Source organism: Brevibacillus sp. HB1.2, from assembly GCF_013332495.1.
In the GTDB taxonomy this organism is placed as follows: Bacteria; Bacillota; Bacilli; order Brevibacillales; family Brevibacillaceae; genus Brevibacillus; species Brevibacillus porteri.
This window is the reverse complement of the sequence record NZ_JABMIU010000005.1, coordinates 80,508-98,508: the sequence shown is the minus strand read 5'-3', so window position 1 is coordinate 98,508 and position 18,001 is coordinate 80,508. Positions and strand designations below refer to the sequence as shown.

The 18,001-nt window shown below is 50.1% G+C and carries 17 protein-coding genes; 4 read left to right on the top strand and 13 right to left on the bottom strand.

Annotated features, from left to right (window positions below; translation table 11 throughout):
- Nucleotides 1-2: 2 nt before the first annotated feature.
- The 6 genes from HPY28_RS14345 to HPY28_RS14320 form a co-directional block, all read right to left on the bottom strand.
- On the bottom strand, nucleotides 3-470 hold the full coding sequence (locus tag HPY28_RS14345; RefSeq protein ID WP_017252547.1) for a TRAP transporter small permease: 468 nt from the start codon (nucleotides 468-470) through the stop codon (nucleotides 3-5).
- Between the two features lie 64 nt (nucleotides 471-534).
- Nucleotides 535-1,590, bottom strand: a complete 1,056-nt coding sequence (locus HPY28_RS14340) for a TRAP transporter substrate-binding protein (RefSeq protein ID WP_017252548.1) — start codon at nucleotides 1,588-1,590, stop codon at nucleotides 535-537.
- A gap of 62 nt (nucleotides 1,591-1,652) precedes the next feature.
- Complete coding sequence (locus tag HPY28_RS14335) at nucleotides 1,653-2,423, bottom strand: SDR family oxidoreductase (protein WP_174230799.1); 771 nt, start codon at nucleotides 2,421-2,423, stop codon at nucleotides 1,653-1,655.
- Complete coding sequence (locus tag HPY28_RS14330; RefSeq protein ID WP_174230798.1) at nucleotides 2,420-3,844, bottom strand: aldehyde dehydrogenase family protein; 1,425 nt, start codon at nucleotides 3,842-3,844, stop codon at nucleotides 2,420-2,422. The genes HPY28_RS14335 and HPY28_RS14330 overlap by 4 nt, the downstream gene beginning before the upstream one ends.
- A 20-nt stretch (nucleotides 3,845-3,864) precedes the next feature.
- Nucleotides 3,865-4,941 (bottom strand): tartrate dehydrogenase, encoded by a 1,077-nt coding sequence (locus tag HPY28_RS14325; RefSeq protein ID WP_174230797.1) that lies wholly within the window; start codon nucleotides 4,939-4,941, stop codon nucleotides 3,865-3,867.
- Between the two features lie 219 nt (nucleotides 4,942-5,160).
- Nucleotides 5,161-6,894 (bottom strand): sigma-54-dependent Fis family transcriptional regulator, encoded by a 1,734-nt coding sequence (locus HPY28_RS14320; protein WP_173623399.1) that lies wholly within the window; start codon nucleotides 6,892-6,894, stop codon nucleotides 5,161-5,163.
- 245 nt (nucleotides 6,895-7,139) lie between these two features.
- Between HPY28_RS14320 and adh the strand changes: the two genes are divergently transcribed.
- Together adh and HPY28_RS14310 are read left to right on the top strand one after the other, a co-directional pair.
- Nucleotides 7,140-8,660 (top strand): aldehyde dehydrogenase, encoded by a 1,521-nt coding sequence (adh, locus tag HPY28_RS14315; RefSeq protein ID WP_017252553.1) that lies wholly within the window; start codon nucleotides 7,140-7,142, stop codon nucleotides 8,658-8,660.
- Nucleotides 8,661-8,663: 3 nt separating this feature from the next.
- Complete coding sequence (locus HPY28_RS14310) at nucleotides 8,664-9,014, top strand: DUF779 domain-containing protein (RefSeq protein ID WP_017252554.1); 351 nt, start codon at nucleotides 8,664-8,666, stop codon at nucleotides 9,012-9,014.
- Nucleotides 9,015-9,071: 57 nt separating this feature from the next.
- Here HPY28_RS14310 and HPY28_RS14305 read toward each other — a convergent pair whose 3' ends face one another.
- Together HPY28_RS14305 and HPY28_RS14300 are read right to left on the bottom strand one after the other, a co-directional pair.
- On the bottom strand, nucleotides 9,072-10,730 hold the full coding sequence (locus tag HPY28_RS14305) for a DEAD/DEAH box helicase (RefSeq protein WP_174230796.1): 1,659 nt from the start codon (nucleotides 10,728-10,730) through the stop codon (nucleotides 9,072-9,074).
- A gap of 18 nt (nucleotides 10,731-10,748) precedes the next feature.
- Nucleotides 10,749-11,369, bottom strand: coding sequence for a class I SAM-dependent methyltransferase (locus tag HPY28_RS14300; protein WP_173623517.1), 621 nt, complete (start codon nucleotides 11,367-11,369; stop codon nucleotides 10,749-10,751).
- Nucleotides 11,370-11,543: 174 nt separating this feature from the next.
- Here HPY28_RS14300 and HPY28_RS14295 point away from each other — a divergent pair, with 174 nt between their 5' ends.
- Both HPY28_RS14295 and HPY28_RS14290 read left to right on the top strand, forming a co-directional pair.
- Nucleotides 11,544-12,236 carry a response regulator transcription factor gene (locus HPY28_RS14295; protein WP_173623401.1) on the top strand — a complete coding sequence of 231 codons (693 nt, stop codon included), beginning with the start codon at nucleotides 11,544-11,546 and terminating at the stop codon, nucleotides 12,234-12,236.
- Nucleotides 12,214-14,367: a histidine kinase dimerization/phospho-acceptor domain-containing protein gene (locus tag HPY28_RS14290; protein ID WP_174230795.1), complete on the top strand. Its 2,154-nt coding sequence runs from the start codon at nucleotides 12,214-12,216 to the stop codon at nucleotides 14,365-14,367. Before HPY28_RS14295 ends, HPY28_RS14290 begins: the two co-directional genes overlap by 23 nt.
- 65 nt (nucleotides 14,368-14,432) lie before the next feature.
- Here the strand turns inward: HPY28_RS14290 and HPY28_RS14285 are convergent, their stop codons facing one another.
- From HPY28_RS14285 to chbG, 5 genes are read right to left on the bottom strand one after another with little or no spacing between them, the layout of a single operon-like run.
- Entirely contained in the window at nucleotides 14,433-14,696 is a 264-nt protein-coding gene (locus tag HPY28_RS14285) for an HPr family phosphocarrier protein (protein ID WP_017252559.1), read from the bottom strand.
- A gap of 28 nt (nucleotides 14,697-14,724) precedes the next feature.
- Nucleotides 14,725-15,564, bottom strand: coding sequence for a Cof-type HAD-IIB family hydrolase (locus HPY28_RS14280; protein ID WP_017252560.1), 840 nt, complete (start codon nucleotides 15,562-15,564; stop codon nucleotides 14,725-14,727).
- 13 nt (nucleotides 15,565-15,577) lie between these two features.
- Nucleotides 15,578-16,900 carry a 6-phospho-beta-glucosidase gene (locus HPY28_RS14275; RefSeq protein ID WP_174230794.1) on the bottom strand — a complete coding sequence of 441 codons (1,323 nt, stop codon included), beginning with the start codon at nucleotides 16,898-16,900 and terminating at the stop codon, nucleotides 15,578-15,580.
- Nucleotides 16,897-17,223 (bottom strand): PTS sugar transporter subunit IIA, encoded by a 327-nt coding sequence (locus HPY28_RS14270; protein ID WP_069849822.1) that lies wholly within the window; start codon nucleotides 17,221-17,223, stop codon nucleotides 16,897-16,899. Before HPY28_RS14270 ends, HPY28_RS14275 begins: the two co-directional genes overlap by 4 nt.
- Nucleotides 17,224-17,235: 12 nt before the next feature.
- Nucleotides 17,236-17,982, bottom strand: coding sequence for a chitin disaccharide deacetylase (chbG, locus tag HPY28_RS14265; protein ID WP_017252563.1), 747 nt, complete (start codon nucleotides 17,980-17,982; stop codon nucleotides 17,236-17,238).
- Nucleotides 17,983-18,001 lie beyond the last annotated feature (19 nt).

The window sequence follows — 18,001 nt, the reverse complement described above, 5'->3', positions numbered from 1 at the left end:
GGTCACTCCTTCCCGGTAATGTCTTTCCATGTCACATGGATCACGTTCATGATGAGTAAGGCACCGCTGATCGGAATCACCATGTATACATACCCCATGGGAACGAGCAGAGTGGGTGAGGTTTGTGTCATGCTTCTCGCAGATAACAAGTAGCCTTGCTGAACCATGACGAGAAAGAAGACGAGACTACACAAAGCGGCAATAACCAGCACCACCTTGTTCATGCGAGGAGACAAGTACTTTTGAATGTATTCCGTACCGATGTGTGCTTTGATCGACATCGCGTATGCTGATCCTAGAAACGTAATCCAGATTAGCAAATACCGAGCCACTTCTTCCGTCCAGGCCAAGGGCTGGTCGAGCAAAAAACGGAATAGCACCTGCAGGAAGACAGCGATCACCATAATAGCTAGAAGGGCAATGATGAAAAAACGAAGGATGCTGTTTATTTTGGAAACAAGGTTGCCCACACACAATCTCCTTTCGCAGGAAAAAGGGGAGAAAAGCCAGACTGGCTCGTCTCCCTTCTGCCGTTTATTTTGTATTTACAATTTGATCCACCAGCTCTTTGCCAAACTGCCCGGAAAATTTGTCGTAGACAGGCTTCATCGCATCGCGGAAAGCTTGCTTATCAACGTCCTCGGTAATGACTACACCTTTTGCTTTAATATTGGAAATGGCCTCTTCTTCCATCTTGATCATCAACTCGCGCTCATACTGACCCGCTTTTTTGGCTTCCTCTGCAAGAAGTTGCTGGACATCTGCCGGGAGCTTATCCCATACAGGCTTGCTGAACAAGATCATCGCCGCGGAGTACACATGTCCGGTCAAGGCCATTTGTGTTTGTTTGGATTCATATAGCTTGTAGGTCTGTGCGACAATCGCCGGATTTTCCTGGGCATCGACGACTCCTTGTTGCAGTGCCGTCAGTGCCTCTGTCCAAGCCATTGGGGTCGGCTTCGCTCCCAATGCTTCGAATGCAGCCAGATGGATCGGGTTTTCCTGCGTGCGTATCTTCAACCCTGCCACATCCTCTGGCTTCTTGATCACCTTCGAGCCGTTTGTAATATGGCGGAAGCCGTTTTCAGCCCAAGCCAGCCCGACGAGATTGGCGTTTTCCAAATCCTTGAGGATGTCCTGCCCGACTTGTCCGTCGAGTACCTTGTACGCCTGCTCACGGCTATCAAACAAGAATGGGAGATCCAACACACCCAGCTTCGGATGGAAGTTCATCACGGGCGCAGTCGAGGTAATCGACATATCCGCCGTTCCAAAGGTCAGTGCCTCTGTCAATTCACGCTCCGCTCCTAGCTGGCTCAGCGGATACACCTCGATTTTCACTTTTCCGTTCGATCGCTTGTCGACATCCTCGGCCATTTTTTTCAATGCCAAATGGTATGGATGATCCTCCGTCAGTGAATGCCCTGCTTTGAACACATAGCTTTGGCCGTCACTTTTCGGTGCTTCTGTCCCCCCGGCTTGTCCCGCAGGCGGGGCAGTCTGTTGACCGCCTCCTCCTCCACATGCCGCCAGAAATAAAGACACAGACATGATGCTCGCTAGCACGAAGCTCCCCTTCTTCCGAAACATGCGATAGTACCCCCTGTTGATTCTTTTGTTTTTTAAATAATATGAAAATTTAGTTCATTTTACTAGATCCCTCTTCCACCGTCTACATTCATGACTTCGCCCGTGACAATTTTGGATAGATCAGAAGCCAAATAGAGGGCCGCCTGCGCGATATCCTCTGGCTGAATCAACATGCCCAATGGAACACTGCTGATGAAAATATCTTTTTTCCCGGACTCTACCTCCGCTTCATCTCCATTGATAAACTTACCGAGCATCGGCGTCTCTGCCGGACCTGGATTGATGACATTGACCCGGATTTGAAAAGGAGCGAGCTCAATCGCCAGTGCCTTGCTCAACATGATAGCGGCCCCCTTGGACGCGCAATACGCATTCAGCCCCGGACGGGCGCGAATCCCGGCAATCGAAGCGATATTGATGATACTGCCTTTCCCCTTCTCCTTCATGTGGGGAACCGCATGCCTTGTCGTCAAAAAGATCGACTTCGTGTTCACAGACATGATGCGATCCCACTGCTCCAAAGTCAGCTCCTCAATGGGGGTAAACGCTTGGGGAACACCCGCGCAGTTGACCAGGACATCAATCGATCCGTACACTTCGAGCGTTTCCTTTACGAGTGCAGCAACGCTCGTATCGTCTGCCACATCCGTTTGCACCGCATGACCTTTCCCTTGTGGCAGCTCTTGAGCGACCGCTACTGCCACCTCTTTGTTCAAATCAGCCAGGATGACGTTGGCTCCCTCGTCCGCAAAAAACTTCGCAATGGCCTTGCCCATTCCTGACGCCGCCCCTGTTACAATCGCCGTTTTTCCTTGCAGAAGTTGCCCGCTCATAGGTTGATCACCACCATTCGCTCTTCTGTCATCTCTTCGACTGCGTAACGCGGGCCTTCCTTGCCCAGTCCGCTGTTTTTAACTCCGCCGTATGGCATGACGTCATTACGATAGGTCGATACGTCGTTGATCACCACGCCACCATACTCCAGCACCCGTGCCGCTTTCATCGCGATGTTCAAATCACGGGTAAAAATCCCCGCCTGCAAGCCGTACTCCGAATCGTTGGCTTGGGCAAACGCGTCATCGAGATTACTGTACGGAATGATCGTAACGATGGGCGCGAACACTTCCCGGCAAACCACCTTCATCTCTGGCCTTGTATCCACCAACACAGCCGGATAGAAGAGAGCTCCTTCCCGTTTGACAGGCAAGAGCGATCTGGCCCCTTGGCTAATCGCTTCCTGCACCCATTCCTCAGTACGACTCGCTTCTTTTTCACTGATCATCGGTCCGACATCCGTGTCCGGGTCTTCCGGGTTGCCTACCTTCAACTGTTGGACATGCGAGATATACAAGTCACTGAACTCTTCCATAACCGATTCATGCACGTAAATGCGCTGGACAGCGATGCACGCCTGACCTGCATTGTGAAAGCTGCGAGCGGCTGTTTGACGTGCTGCCAACTCCAAATCTGCATCGAGGTGCACGATATTGGGAGAGTTGTTGCCCAGCTCCAGCGCAACGGGACGCATGCCACTTCGCTCCTTGATGCGACGACCGACTTCTCCTGACCCGGTAAAGGTGTACATGGCAATGCGCTCTTCATCCAGCAGCCATTCCCCTACCTGACTGCCTGCCCCCGTCACGATATTTACATAGCCTTTTGGCAAGCCCGCTTCCTCCAGGATCTCCACCAATAGAAAGGTTGCGATAGGTGTGACTGTAGCTGGTTTAACCACCAGCGTATTTCCTGCGGCTAGCGCTGGCGCGATCTTGTGCGTGCTGAGCAGCAAGGGGTAGTTAAACGGCGTAATGGCACCTATTACTCCCTTTGGCACCCGAATGGTAAAGCCCAGACGGTTTTCCGAGCCTTCTGTTGCTTGCAGCGGAATCATTTCCCCGTGAATTTTCTTGGCTTCCTCTGCCGACAAGCGCAGTGTATTGATCGTCCGATCCAGCTCATTCATCGCATCCTTGCGCGTTTTGCCCACTTCGCGAATCAAGGATCGCTCCATCTCGTCCCGGCGTTCCTCCATTAGCTCAGAGGCTTTCAGCAAGATTTTGTATCGTTGAAAAGGGGTCAATTTGTCTGCCTTAAACGTCTCCCACGCAGCTTCCACCGCTTCTGTTACATGCTGCTGTTCAGCCTTGGCAATACGTGCGATGCACTCGCCCGTATACTTGTGAAGGACGGGAATGTAACTCTCGGCTTTCACACATTCTCCACCGATGTACAAATCATACGATCTCGCTTCCATGTCCTCTTCCTCCCTTATATTTATCTCGTTGTTTGATAGATGTGGCGAACGATTTCGTCTCCCAACTCTTTTGTTGTCGCCGTCCCCCCAAGATCAGGAGTGAGCACCTTGCCATCTTGCAGCACGTTTTCGATCGCGTTCATGATGACAGCACTGAGCTCTGGCAGATCGAGATGATCCATCATCATGGCGAGGCTCCATACTTGTGCGATCGGATTGGCGATTCCTTTCCCCGCGATATCTGGCGCAGAGCCGTGAATGGGCTCAAACATGGATGGATACTTGCGCTCCGGATTGATATTCGCGGACGGAGCCAAGCCCAACCCACCAACGATCGCCGCCCCGAGATCGGTCAAAATGTCTCCAAACAAATTGCTCGCGACAACGACGTCAAACGTTTCTGGTCGTGTGATGAAATACGCAGCAAGTGCGTCGATATGATACAGATTGGTCTGGATACCTGGGTATTCCTGACTGACTTCCTTTACGATCTCATCCCAAAATGGCATGGAGTGGTTAATGCCGTTGGACTTCGTAGCCGCGGTCACGCTCTTTTTCGAACGTTTTTCCGCTAGTGCGTAAGCGTATTTGAGGATGCGCTCTGTGCCGTACCGGGTAAATACATTGTTTTGCACCGCCATTTCGTACGGTGTACCCTGGTGCATGCGCCCACCCATGTTGGAGTACTCACCCTCTGTATTCTCCCGCACCACAACGAAATCGAGATCGGCATGACCCTTATAGCGAAGCGGACTTTCCAGACCTTTGAGCAGCTTGACCGGGCGAAGGTTCACATACTGCTGGAATGCTCGGCGAATCGGCAAGATCAACTCCCACACAGAGACATGATCAGGAACCTCGGGTGCCCCTATCGCACCAAGCAGAATCAAATCATAGTCTTTTAAAATAGGGAGTCCATTCTCCGGCATCATTTTACCGTGTTGGAGATAGTAGCTACAGTTCCAATCCATGACATCACGAGCAAACCGAATGCCGCCGTAACTCTCTTCTATGGCACCCAACACCTTCAGGCCTTCTTCCATGACCTCGGGACCGATTCCGTCTCCTGGAATTACTGCAATGGAATAGTGAAGCAACAGTCTCCCTCCTAAAAATCTAAATTTTTCGACTTTATGCAGCACTATTCACTTGCATGATTAATGCCAAGCTCCGGATCATGCACCCTGACCGCATAAAAGTCTTTCTTCTGTTCCTCTCCATGCATCACTCATCTGGTGACATGGCAAAACAACGCAACAAAATGTTGCAACACGCATTGCAACATTTGTTCTCGCCAAGCTATACCGTTTCATCCATTATGACTCTTCCTGATGGATCGGTTCCCCAATCTGGTATTCTTCTATTTTGCGGTACAAGGTATTTCGACCGATTTGCAGCATTTTGGCCGCCTTGCTGACATTACCGCCACTTTTTTCGAGTGCCTTTTCGATCGCTTTTCTCTCTGTTTCACGCAACGAAGGAATGGCTTGATCCGAAGACTCACGCGTATCGGCTTCCATCAATCCCTCCAGCTGGATGTGATCGCAATCAATGATGTCCCCCTCTGCCAAAAACACCGCTTGAATCAGCACGCCTTGCAGTTCCCGGATATTGCCCGGCCACGCATAAGCACACAGCTTATCCTGCGCCTCGGTGGTCAGTATGTACGGTTGTTCTGTGTCGATCTGCTGCAATAAATGCTCCGCCACCTGGATGATATCACTGCGCTTTTTCAACGACGGCAAATGAATGGAGACCCCTTTGAGCCGGTAGTACAGGTCAGCCCGAAAACGTCCCGCCTTGATCTCCTCTGACAGGTTTCGATGCGTAGCGGCAATGATCCGTGCATAAATGGGGCGGGATTGATTGCTCCCCACAGGGGTGACGACCTTTTCCTGCAAAACGCGCAGAAGTGCCGCTTGCGCACGCAAAGACATATCCCCGATCTCATCCAAAAAGATCGTGCCTTTTTTCGCCGCTTCAAACTTTCCGATTCTTCCTTCCCGATGTGCCCCTGTGAATGACCCACTTTCATATCCAAACAATTCGCTCTCGATCAAATTTTCTGGAATCGAACTGCAATTCACTGCGATAAAAGGCTCATGCGCGCGCGGACCTGTCTCATGGACCATTTGAGCGAACAGCTCTTTTCCCGTACCGCTTTCCCCCAAAATGATCACAGGAAAATCAACCTGTGCTGCCTTTTGTCCGAGCATCTTTGCCTGCAAGAAGAGCGGGCATGACCCAGCTAGACGCGGAAATGGTTTCAGCTGTGCTTTGGGTGCCGCAGACCAAAAGCGCAGGCGATGATCTTTCACATTGCGACTGGCACGCTCTTGCTCCGCACTTACTCTCGTTCCCAAGGCTTCCGCTCCGAGCTGCTGTTGCGCAGCCTCATTTAAGCCCACGATACGCTCGTCCCGATCCAAGCCGACGAGTGCCAGCTTTTCTCGACCGTCTCCTTGGCTTGATGAGGCTGGTAAGGCAATCACGCGCTCGGCATCTGATAACAAAAAGCGGTTTTGCAGAGCCTCTGCGATCATGCAAGCAATGGTTAGGGCAAACGGATGGGAATATTCTTTACGCGTACTAATGTCAATAATGCCCAACAGCTCACCCGCAGGTGAAAAAATAGGTGCCGCTGAGCATGTAAGAAAGCGATTTTCCAAAAAGTAGTGCTGCTCTCCCTGCACCTGAATCGGCTGTTGTGCGATCAGTGCTGTTCCAATCGCATTGGTTCCTTTGTAGTCTTCTGTCCAATTCGCTCCGATTTGTAGCTGTACTTTTTGTGCCTGGTTGGCGAAGACCGGATCCCCGATCGTTTGAATAATATTTCCTTCCCGGTCAGACAAGAGTGCGATGTGCTCTGTCGATAACAAAAAGGGAGCAAGCTTGTTCAAAAGCGGGAGACTTTCACGAATCAGAGGGTGATTATCTTGAATGATTTCTTTGATTCGTCGGGCAGAAATGATTTGATCATTGGCCTTCTCCGTAACCTTGAGGTTCGATTCCTGACAGCGCTTCCAAGATTGCTGAACAATCGTCGACAACACGATTCCCTCCCCCAAAAATCATTCCTTCTCAGTATAACATGAGAGTCTTTGCTATAGAAAAAACCAGTCGAACCACGAGCACATTTGTCCCAATACGGAACACAACATGATCCATTATGGAACAAATTCTCCCCACACCCACTCAAGAAAACGCTGTCATTTCGAGCTTTTTCACGTTGGTACGAGACTTGCTTTTAGAGAGGGCTGTAAAGAAATATGTGATATATGAGGAGGCGCTCGCAATGATCTATGCTCAGCCCGGCCAAGCCGGTTCCAAGGTGACGTTCAAAAATCGTTATGAAAACTACATCGGGGGTAATTGGGTTCCGCCAGTGAAAGGTGAGTATTTCGAAAACGTGTCACCTGTAAATGGCAAGGTCTTTTGCGAGGTAGCCCGTTCGACAGCCGATGATATTGAGCTGGCACTGGACGCTGCCCATGAGGCAAAAGACGCGTGGGGTCGTACCTCTGTTGCACAGCGCGCGAATATTTTGTTAAGAATCGCAGATCGTATGGAAGCCAATCTGGAGATGCTGGCAAACGCAGAGACGTGGGAAAACGGCAAGCCCGTTCGCGAAACGCTCGCGGCCGACATCCCGCTGGCGATTGACCATTTCCGTTACTTCGCCGGAGCGATCCGCGCGCAAGAAAGTACACTCGCTGAAATCGATAACGATACGGTCGCTTATCATTTCCATGAGCCACTCGGTGTCGTTGGTCAAATTATTCCGTGGAACTTCCCACTCCTCATGGCTACATGGAAGCTGGCTCCAGCCTTGGCTGCGGGCAACTGCGTCGTCCTCAAGCCAGCAGAGCAAACACCTGCATCCATCATGGTGCTGATGGAGCTGATTGGCGACCTGCTCCCTCCTGGCGTCATTAACGTAGTCAACGGCTTCGGTCTGGAAGCGGGTAAACCACTTGCATCCAGCAATCGCATCGCGAAAATCGCCTTTACGGGTGAAACAACGACAGGGCGCTTGATCATGCAATACGCTTCCCAAAATATCATTCCGGTGACGTTGGAGCTGGGCGGAAAATCACCAAACATCTTCTTCTCGGATGTGGCTGCAAATGACGATGCCTTCTTTAACAAAGCCATTGAAGGATTTGTACTGTTTGCGCTCAACCAAGGCGAGGTTTGCACATGCCCATCCCGTGCGCTCATTCACGAAAGCATTTACGACCAATTCATGGAGCGTGCCCTGCAACGCGTAGCCAATATCAAGCAAGGAAATCCGCTCGATACGGATACGATGATCGGCGCGCAAGCTTCCTTGGAGCAGGTAGAAAAAATCCTCTCCTATCTGGATATCGGTAAACAAGAAGGAGCCGAATGCCTGATTGGCGGCGCTCGTGCACAGCTTGCAGGTGATCTCGAGGGCGGTTACTACATCCAGCCAACAGTCTTTAAAGGTCACAACAAGATGCGCATCTTCCAAGAGGAAATCTTCGGTCCGGTCGTCTCCGTAACGACCTTCAAGGATACAGAAGAAGCTCTCGCCATGGCAAATGATACGCTATATGGCTTGGGTGCCGGTGTATGGACCCGCGACACGAACACAGCCTACCGCATGGGCCGCGAAATTCAGGCTGGCCGCGTCTGGACCAACTGCTACCACGCTTACCCGGCTCACGCAGCGTTTGGCGGCTACAAAATGTCTGGTATTGGCCGCGAGACACACAAAATGATGCTGTCTCACTACCAACAAACGAAAAACCTGCTGGTCAGCTACAGCGATCAAGCTCTGGGCTTCTTTTGATCCATGAGCCAGCCAGAAAAAGTGCTCGCGACAGATGCTGCACTGGCACTAATTGAACGGCTTCGCGCCAAACACGGTGACCTGATGTTTCACCAGTCAGGGGGCTGCTGCGATGGCAGCTCCCCCATGTGTTACCCGCTCGGTGAATTTCTCGTGGGTGAGCAGGACGTTCTGTTAGGCGAGATCGGTGGCTGCCCGTTCTACATGGGCAAAGCGCAGTACGAGTATTGGAAGCATACGCAGCTCATCATTGACGTCGTGAATGGGCGTGGCGGAATGTTTTCGCTGGAAGGACCTGAGGGGGTACGCTTCCTCACACGTTCACGGGTATTTCCAGACATGGAACCGGAATAAAAGAAAGACCGCTCCTGCCTTTTTGCTGGCTGGAGCGGTCTTTTTTTGTTTGGATGACTATCTCGATTTTTTGCGAGAGGTACGATTTGCAGGAGCAAAGCTTGCTCGATTGCCTTGTTTTGCATTCGGGCGTGCTGAGCCGCGTTGAGCAGCTACTGGCTTGCCCTTGGAATTGCTCGACTTGCGTTCGAACCCACCTGTTGCTCGGTTGCCATCCTTTGGCTTGCGATCAAAGCCACCTGTTGTTGCTCGTTTACCATCCTTTGGTTTGTACTCAAAGCCACCTGTTGTTGCTCGGTTACCGTCCTTCGGCTTGCGCTCGAACCCGCCTGCTGCACGGTCTCTGCCTTTCGCCTTGCTCTCAAAGCGACCTTCTACGCGTTCACGTTTCCCTGAATTACGCTCAGAACTGCCGCCTTTTGATTGACGTCTTCCATCTCCATCACGACGCTCTCTAGAGCCTTGCTGTCTTCCTTCAGCGGACTTTCCTTTCCCTCTTGCCTCTCTGCCCTGCTTGTCCCCACGCCGATCTGTTTTCTCGGCTCGCTCCCTCTCAGGCTTTTGCTTTTTCTGATCGCCCGACTCTCCACGATCCATTTCACGCCGCTCCAGAGACAGATTGATCCCTTCTTCAATCTCCCTGAGCTGCCCCCAATCCTTCGCCGCTACCAAGGTAAAAGCGGTCCCTTTTTCCTTGGCTCGCCCCGTTCTGCCAATCCGGTGTATATAGCTGTCCACATCTTCCGGGATATCATAATTGAAAACGTGCGTGACTCCCTCGACATCAAGCCCACGCGCTGCCACATCAGTTGCGACCAAATACTGAATCCTAGCCTCGCGGAATCGCTTCATGACATCCTCGCGCTTCGCCTGTGACAAATCGCCGTGCAGCTCGTCAGACATATAATCGAGACCTTGCAGCTCTGCATTTAACTTACTGGCTCTGCGCTTTGTTCGGCAAAAGATCACCGCCAGAAACGGCCGTTGTTCATCCAGCAGACGGCACAGTGTAGCTTGCTTCGCACGATCTGTGGTCTCCACTGCAATTTGGCGAATATCGTCTAGCGTGATGCGTTTGCCCTGCACTTTGATATTTTCCGGCTTTTGCATAAAGCGCTTCGCAAGTGCTTGCACCTGCTCAGACATGGTGGCCGAAAACAGCAAGGTCTGTTTTTCAAAAGGCGTATTTGCCATAATATCTTCTACCTCAGGCAAAAAACCCATATGAAGCATTTGGTCCGCCTCATCCAGGACAAACATCGAAACCTGCGATAAATCAATCGTCCCTCTTCGCAGGTGATCCAGTAACCGTCCTGGTGTCGCAATGACCACATGTATTTTTCCTTTCAGCTTTCTCAGTTGCTGATTGACATCTTGTCCACCATAAACCGCGAGTACTTGGATGTCTTCCAGCTTTTCCGTCAGCTTCTTTACCTCTGCCGTAATTTGCAAGGCAAGCTCCCGCGTAGGGGTAAGAATCAACGCCTGAACATGCGTCGCTTGTGGATCCGCTTTTTCCAAGATCGGCAGGACAAATGCGAGTGTCTTCCCGGTTCCCGTCTGCGCTTGCGCGATTACGTCTTTTCCTTCCAGCACAACAGGAATTGCTTTTTCCTGAATCGGTGTAGGCTCGTTAATCCCGTTTGCTTGCAGAGCATCTATCAGTTCCTTATGTATTCCCAATCTCAAAAAATCAGTCAGTTTCGCCATCTCCATTCATAAATCGATCCGTTATTACTTCGTACATACTGCCATGCCGATAAAGTATCGCACACCATCGCGGGGTGTTTTTTCAAACGTAACGCCTCTCTGATAGTACATATCCACGTCAGAATAGCGTACAAACAGCTCCGCGAACTCTTCCGGCGTCAACTGATGAACATGGAAGGGCTCACTCGTCTGCATGCCCCGTCCTCTGCCAAAGGGACTGGACAGCACAAGCGTACCACCTGGTTTCAGCATCCGATACAAGTTATCCATAAACTGCAAATCGTCTGCGACATGCTCAATCGTCTCAAAGCTCAAAATCGTATCAAACAACCCCAATTGCTCGGGAAGCGTTGGATCAAGCGCGTCACCCTGCTGATACGTAATCTTTTGATGGTTGTATTCCCGATTGGCATACAATATCGTTGCCTCATCGTTGTCGACTCCGATCAGTTCTGTCAGCTCTCGTTTTCGATCCTTTGCGATCATATGACATCCATAGCCGGTACCGCAAGCGATATCCAGCACTCGACCTTTTACATAAGGCGCGGCAAAATAATATCTGGCTATATGCTCCAGCAGCATGCCATTCGTAGGTTTTAATAGCTTGGGGATAATTCTCTCCCCGGTCCATTCCAGCAAAGCCATCACCAATTTTCTCGTATTCTTCCTCACATCTTACCTTATTTATCGACTTGATCCTATCAGCTAGCTTTTCCTGAACGCGGTTTATTAAGAAATTTGTAAGACATTTCATTACTGTTTTGTTAGAGCTGGGCGTTAAGATAGTACCATGAATGCATTCATAAGGTGGGACGAATCATGACCAAATATCAAGTCCTCGTAGTCGACGACGAGGCTGAAATCCGCGACGCAATCGAAATCTATCTCAAAAATGAATCCATGACCGTATTCAAGGCTAGCAATGGACTGGAAGCGTTGGAAGTACTGGAGAATGAAGAGATCCATCTCATCCTGATGGACATCATGATGCCAAAAATGGACGGAATGACCGCCACCTTTCAAATTCGCCAGAAAAAAAACATCCCGATCATCATGCTGTCTGCCAAGTCAGAGGATACCGATAAAATCCTCGGACTCAATATCGGTGCCGATGACTATGTGACGAAGCCTTTTAATCCCTTGGAGCTCATCGCCAGAGTCAAATCTCAGTTAAGACGTTTTACCAATCTGGGAAGCGCTCAAATGACAGAAGATGAGATTCAGGTGCGCGGCTTGACCTTGAACAAAAGCACAAAAAATGTAGCGATTGACGGTAACGAGGTCAGGCTGACGGCTACCGAGTACAAAATTTTGGAGCTGTTAATGGAAAATAAGGGTCGGGTGTTTTCGATCGAGGACATTTATGAACGGGTCTGGAGAGAGCCTTATATGAACGCGGAAAACACGGTGGCCGTCCACGTGAGACGCATTCGGGAAAAAATAGAGATCAACCCGAAGGAACCTAAATACTTGAAGGTGGTATGGGGAATTGGATACAAAATCGAAAAATAAACGCTTTGCGGTGCCCGTGCTCATTGTTATGATCGTGAGTATTTCGCTCGCTCTCCTGACGATGGCTGATCTGTACCATAAACGCGAGAACCTCCAAGAGGATAATTACTTTCAAAGCTCAGGCTTTAATCGTGAATTAGAGACATTTGCCGAGCTGGTGAAGAACGTTCATGTAGATTATGCAGATTACACTCCAGGAAAGCTCGACGAGAAGACTGCGAATCAGCTCAAAAAAGAGCATGAGGAAATCCTCCGGTCGATTAAGGAAGATAACCAGCTCTCGGATATGATAGAACAGGCAAAAAGAGAGCGTGACAACGAGAGAGTCGCTCAATTAACCGAAGAACATTCACGCAGCTTACAAGAAGACATCGCGAGAGCAATGTCGCATTATCAGGAGCAGGTGAACAACAAAATCGCCGAAAGAGATGCAGAGTACGAGGAACGAAAAAATAGCCTCACTCTTCGAAGTGGCTCCTTCAAATACTATGTCACCGATAAAAAGAACAACAAAGCTTACACCAATCTCCCTCAAGAACCTACAGAATGGGAACTGGCCCGATATGCGCGCTATACAATCAACCTCCCGAATACGAACGGGGATCTGGAAAGCATCAATCGCACTTATCAACTGAATCAACTAAGTGGTATCTTTTATGTCCCAAAAGAACCAGACGGATATAGTCAGGTCCACACAGATGCACTTTACTACGATTCCATTCGGGATCGGCTGATTAGCGAGGTTGTCCTGCTCGGGGGCACTCTGCTCATCCTTGCACTCTGCTACTGGTATTTGCCAGTAAGCAAAGCGCTAGAAGTACCGATTGTAGCGAAAAGCCTGGCACTGTTCCGCTTTATCCCGTTGGATATTCGAATGGCGCTGGCGTTCGTACTTGGCTTTACGTATTTCATCATGATCGCGAGCACGCGCTTTTTCTTCTTACCAATTGATGCTGAGCATTTCTTCACCCTTGCGTTCGTTTCGTTGTTTACTGCTTACCTGCTTCTACAATTCATGGAGGCATGGCTTATGTACAACCAACCTGAGAGATTTACGCAGCAGTGGCAAAAGAGTATTTTAGCCAGACAGCGTGTTCTTCTTAAAGAAAGCTACGCCAACCGCGGCATGTTCTTTAAAATATCCACCTTGTTCATCCTGACTGTCATGTTTGGGATGAGTATCGGTTTTGGATTCGTCGGCCTAGTCGAAGGCTCTGGCACCCTACTGTTTTTTAGCTTCTTGTATGGCATGTTCTACATGGTCGTCGTTTTCCCATACACGCTACGCCGTTTGGGACTGATGAACCGCATCATGCACGGTGCCTCCGAAATGGCGGGGGGAAATCTGAACGCTACGATTCAAAAGGTGAAAAAAGGGAAGTTATCTGATCTCGCGCACTCTCTCAACAACATCACAAAGGGACTCAAGCACGCGATGGAAGAGCAGATGAAAAGCGAGCGCATGAAATCCGAACTGATCACGAATGTCTCCCATGACTTGAAAACACCGCTGACGTCGATTATCAACTACGTGAACCTGCTCAAACAAGAAAATCTGACGCCAGAGGAACGAAAAAACTACGTGGATGTATTGGATCGCAAAGCAGATCGACTGCGCGTTCTCATCGATGATCTGTTTGACGCAGCGAAAATGTCCAGCGGCGCGGTTGAGCTAAATATCGAGCAAGTGAATGTCGCATCCCTGCTCAACCAATCCATTGCAGAATTCAGTGACAAAATCGAGCAATCGACGCTCACCTTCCGCGTAACGACGGAGCAACCAAAGATTGTCGCCCCTCTGGATGGCAAGAAAACGTGGCGCGTATTTGAAAATCTAATCGGCAACGCCCTGAAGTATTCCATGCCGAATACGCGCGTCCTGATCCATTTGGCAGAGACACAGGATGAGGTCATCCTGACGTTCAAAAATGTCTCCGCCTATGAAATCGACTTTGATGCACAGGAACTGTTTGAACGGTTCAAGCGCGCTGATCAATCCCGACATACCGAAGGCTCTGGCCTCGGCTTGGCTATCGCAAAAAGCATCGTAGAATTGCAAGGCGGCAGGCTGTCGATCGAGATTGATGGCGATTACTTCAAAGTCATGGTCGTATTCCGCAAACACGCGTAAGGATCAAATAGGAAAGCCAGTGCCCGTTCGGCAGGCACTGGCTTTCTTACGTGATTTTCTCCCTGTTAGATGGCAAAGTTCCTTTCAAATAGGGACTCAAGCCTTTCAGCCACTTCTTGCTCGTCGGCCCCCTCCACCTCAAACATAATTTCATCTCCGGTCTTTGCCCCCAGAGCCATTACGCTGAGGATGCTTTTGCCATTCGCCTGCTTGTCATTGTAGATCATCTTGACCGACGAGCTATATTGATTGAGCAGGTTCACCAAGACAGAAGCAGGGCGAGCATGGAGACCTCCACTCACAGCTACTTCCAGATTCATTCGGATCAATTTCACGCCTCCCTTCCTGTCCAAACTCTTACAGAAAAAACTTCTCGATGACTTCTGCTACCCCATGCCTATCGTTCGTTTCCGTGACATGCCGAGCCAGCTGTTTCAGATCATCAGGAGCATTGCCCATCGCCACACCCATTCCGGCGAATTGGAGCATCTCTGCATCATTGTAATTGTCACCTACAGCAACGATCTCGTCAGGCTGAATCGCAAGTCTCTCACTCACTACCGCTAGACCACTTGCCTTGGAGATGCCCACAGGCAATATTTCCAAATTATTCGCGCCCGATGCCGTCACGCGAATCCCCGAAAGCTCGGCTTTCTCCAGCTCTTGTCTTGCTGCCAACAGACGCTTTTCGTCACCCGTGACGAATATTTTCGGAGCACACACTTCATGTTTTCGAACGTATCCGGCTATCAATCGCGAGGCCTGAATTTTGAGCGGGTATTGATTTTTCCAGAGCTGGCGCAGTGTCCAGGCATTTAACAACGGAAACAAGTCCGTCCACTTCCACGTGCGATTCGTGACAGCATAAGACTCATGCAGCAGCATGACATCCAAGCCATGCGAAACGAGTATATCTGTCATCCTCGCCGCTATCTCATACGGAATACGCTGTACATACAACACCTGATCCGTCTTGGGATCTGCGACGTATGCGCCATCATGGGAAACAAGTGGTGCGCTGATCTGGAACTGCTGCGCCAACGATTTGGCAGATGGGTATGCCCTGCCAGTTGCCAATGTGACGTGGACGCCTTGCTTCACTAACTGGGTAATGGCCCGCTCTGTTACTTTGGATAAGGTATGGTTCGACATCAAAATCGTTCCGTCCACATCCAAGGCGAGGAGTTTGTATTTCACACGAGTCCCATCCTTATGTGACGGGCTTGAAAAACTGGGGCAGGTACTCCTTGTGCGCCTCAAGCATCTCATCGAGTATTTTTTTGGCGACCACATCAGACGGCACCAGCGGGTTAATATTCATCGCCAATAGCGCCTTATGGTAATCACCCGTTACAGCTGCCTCCGCTGCCACTCGCTCAAACGACTTGATTTGCTGTACGAGTCCACGCACGGGAACAGGCAAATCACCAACAGCCAAAGGAATCGGTCCTTCTCTTGTAATCACGCAGTTTACCTCGACCGCCGAATCATCCGGAATGCTGGCAATCGCTCCATTGTTGCGAACATTTACCGTCTGGATATCGCGCTTGTCGTTGTAAATGGAGTAAATGAGATTGCAGGCAGCTTCACTGTAATAGGCTCCGCCACGCTGCTCCAGCTGCGGAGGCTTAATATCTAAGTCTGGATCTTCGTAGAGTGCGAATAGCTCCGCCTCCACCTGCTTGACCACTTCAGCCCGCGTACCCTTCTGCTCCGCTTCTTCCAGCTCATGCTCAAGCATCGTACGGGTCTGATAGTAGTAACGATGATACGGGCACGGGAGAATCCCCAATGCTTGGATGAAATCTTTATCCCAACCAAGGTCCAAAATGTTTTGCATCGTAATACCCGATTGGTCGCCCGTTATCTTATCGATTACCTGGGAAATGACGTTTTCCCCATCCAGGTACACACCCAGTCCGAAGATCATATGATTCAATCCGGCAAAATCAATATGAACCCGTGATTGCTCGACCCCTAAAACAGTAGCAACACCCATTTTCATCCCGATGGGAACATTGCACAGTCCAATGACCTTTTTACGGTTGGTATACCGCAGCACTGCCTCTGTGACCATACCAGCCGGATTCGTGAAGTTAATCAGCCAAGCATCTGGACATAGCTCTTCCATGTCACGACAAATGTCCATAATGACTGGAATGGTACGCAAGCCTTTGAACAAGCCGCCAGGTCCATTCGTTTCCTGACCGATCACCCCGTATTTCAAAGGAATACGCTCATCCTTGATCCGCGCATCCAAGAGTCCTACGCGCATTTGTGTCGTGACAAAATCAGCGCCTGCAAGTGCTTTTCTGCGATCCAAGGTCAAATGGATCTCGATCGGTACCCCTGCCTTCTCCACCATCCGTTTTGCAAGAGCGCCCACAGTTTGAAGTTTTTTCTCGCCCTCTGGAATGTCAACCAGCCACAATTCCCGCACGGGCAATTCATCGTAGCGCTTGATGAAGCCTTCCACCAACTCAGGTGTATAGCTAGACCCTCCACCGATCGTTACAATTTTGATTCCGCTCATACTCCTGCCTCCTTGCCTGCATGGATTTGGCTGTACATCTCAACAAACTCCGTAGCCAAATCCTTGACTGTAATCGCGTTCATCAAATGATCCTGGGCGTGAATCAAGAGCATGCTGATCTCCGTTTTTTCGCCCGCAATTTCCTTCTGGATAAGTGCCGTTTGATTTTGGTGTGCACGACCGAGCTCTTCTCCCGCACGCTTCAACGCGTCCTCTGCACCTGACAAGTCTCTATTTTTAGCCAGGGCGATCGCTTCCATTGCCAGACTCCTCGCGTTTCCTCCGTGAAGTATTAGTTGAAAAATAACGTCTGTATGGTCCAAAGCTATCTCCACCTATCCAAGTTCGCTAAAAGTCACGAGCTGTATTTTTTGATCACGAATGTATTGCTTTAACTCTGCTGCTGTTAAGATTTTCAATTCTGTGGTTCGTTGCTTTGCGTATGAACTACCTGTCAGTACCGCTTCGTCCAAATAAGCAGGGTGCGTCATGATCTCCACTACAGGATAATCTGCCATATCCTCTACGATCCTAACGAAGGATTGTACGGTTAGGTCATCTCCATAAAAATGATGAGAAAAGCCTTCTGTCGTCAAAACACTCGACTGGTCTCGCTGCTCCTCCGTCCCGGACATCCACGGATAGCGAACTGGCACTCTATATTCCTCTGCCAGCTTCAGAATAATCGGCAAAACGGCTGGATGTGCATGCACATGGTGATGGCTGTCAATGTGTGTTAAAGTAAGCCCCGACGCCACGAAAGCCCCTAGTTGAGCGCGAAGCTCCTGCTCAATCTCCTCCGGTACAGCGGCAATCAAATGATCTTGCCCGCGTCGAAAACGCCCCTCTCCATCCGTTAGCGATGGTACATCCTGACTGACTGGCGATCCGCATGTGAGTACAAGATGAATGCCTACTCCGAGCGTTGGATGTTCTTTGGCCAGCCCTACAGCGTGCTCGAACCCCTCCATATTGACCATCAAGGTCGCAGAAGTAACGACTCCTTCTCGATGCGCTTCGACGATGCCCAGATTGACGCCTTTGGAATACCCAAAATCGTCTGCATTCACAATCAATTTCATAGATAGCCTCTCCTCTAGC

Coding starts and splice junctions, on each gene's coding strand:
- HPY28_RS14340 (WP_017252548.1), bottom strand. CDS start 1,590: ATGTTTCGGAAGAAGGGGAGCTTCGTGCTAGCGAGCATCATGTCTGTG.
- HPY28_RS14335 (WP_174230799.1), bottom strand. CDS start 2,423: ATGAGCGGGCAACTTCTGCAAGGAAAAACGGCGATTGTAACAGGGGCG.
- HPY28_RS14330 (WP_174230798.1), bottom strand. CDS start 3,844: ATGGAAGCGAGATCGTATGATTTGTACATCGGTGGAGAATGTGTGAAA.
- adh (WP_017252553.1), top strand. CDS start 7,140: ATGATCTATGCTCAGCCCGGCCAAGCCGGTTCCAAGGTGACGTTCAAA.
- HPY28_RS14310 (WP_017252554.1), top strand. CDS start 8,664: ATGAGCCAGCCAGAAAAAGTGCTCGCGACAGATGCTGCACTGGCACTA.
- HPY28_RS14305 (WP_174230796.1), bottom strand. CDS start 10,730: ATGGAGATGGCGAAACTGACTGATTTTTTGAGATTGGGAATACATAAG.
- HPY28_RS14300 (WP_173623517.1), bottom strand. CDS start 11,369: ATGGCTTTGCTGGAATGGACCGGGGAGAGAATTATCCCCAAGCTATTA.
- HPY28_RS14295 (WP_173623401.1), top strand. CDS start 11,544: ATGACCAAATATCAAGTCCTCGTAGTCGACGACGAGGCTGAAATCCGC.
- HPY28_RS14275 (WP_174230794.1), bottom strand. CDS start 16,900: ATGAGCGGAATCAAAATTGTAACGATCGGTGGAGGGTCTAGCTATACA.
- chbG (WP_017252563.1), bottom strand. CDS start 17,982: ATGAAATTGATTGTGAATGCAGACGATTTTGGGTATTCCAAAGGCGTC.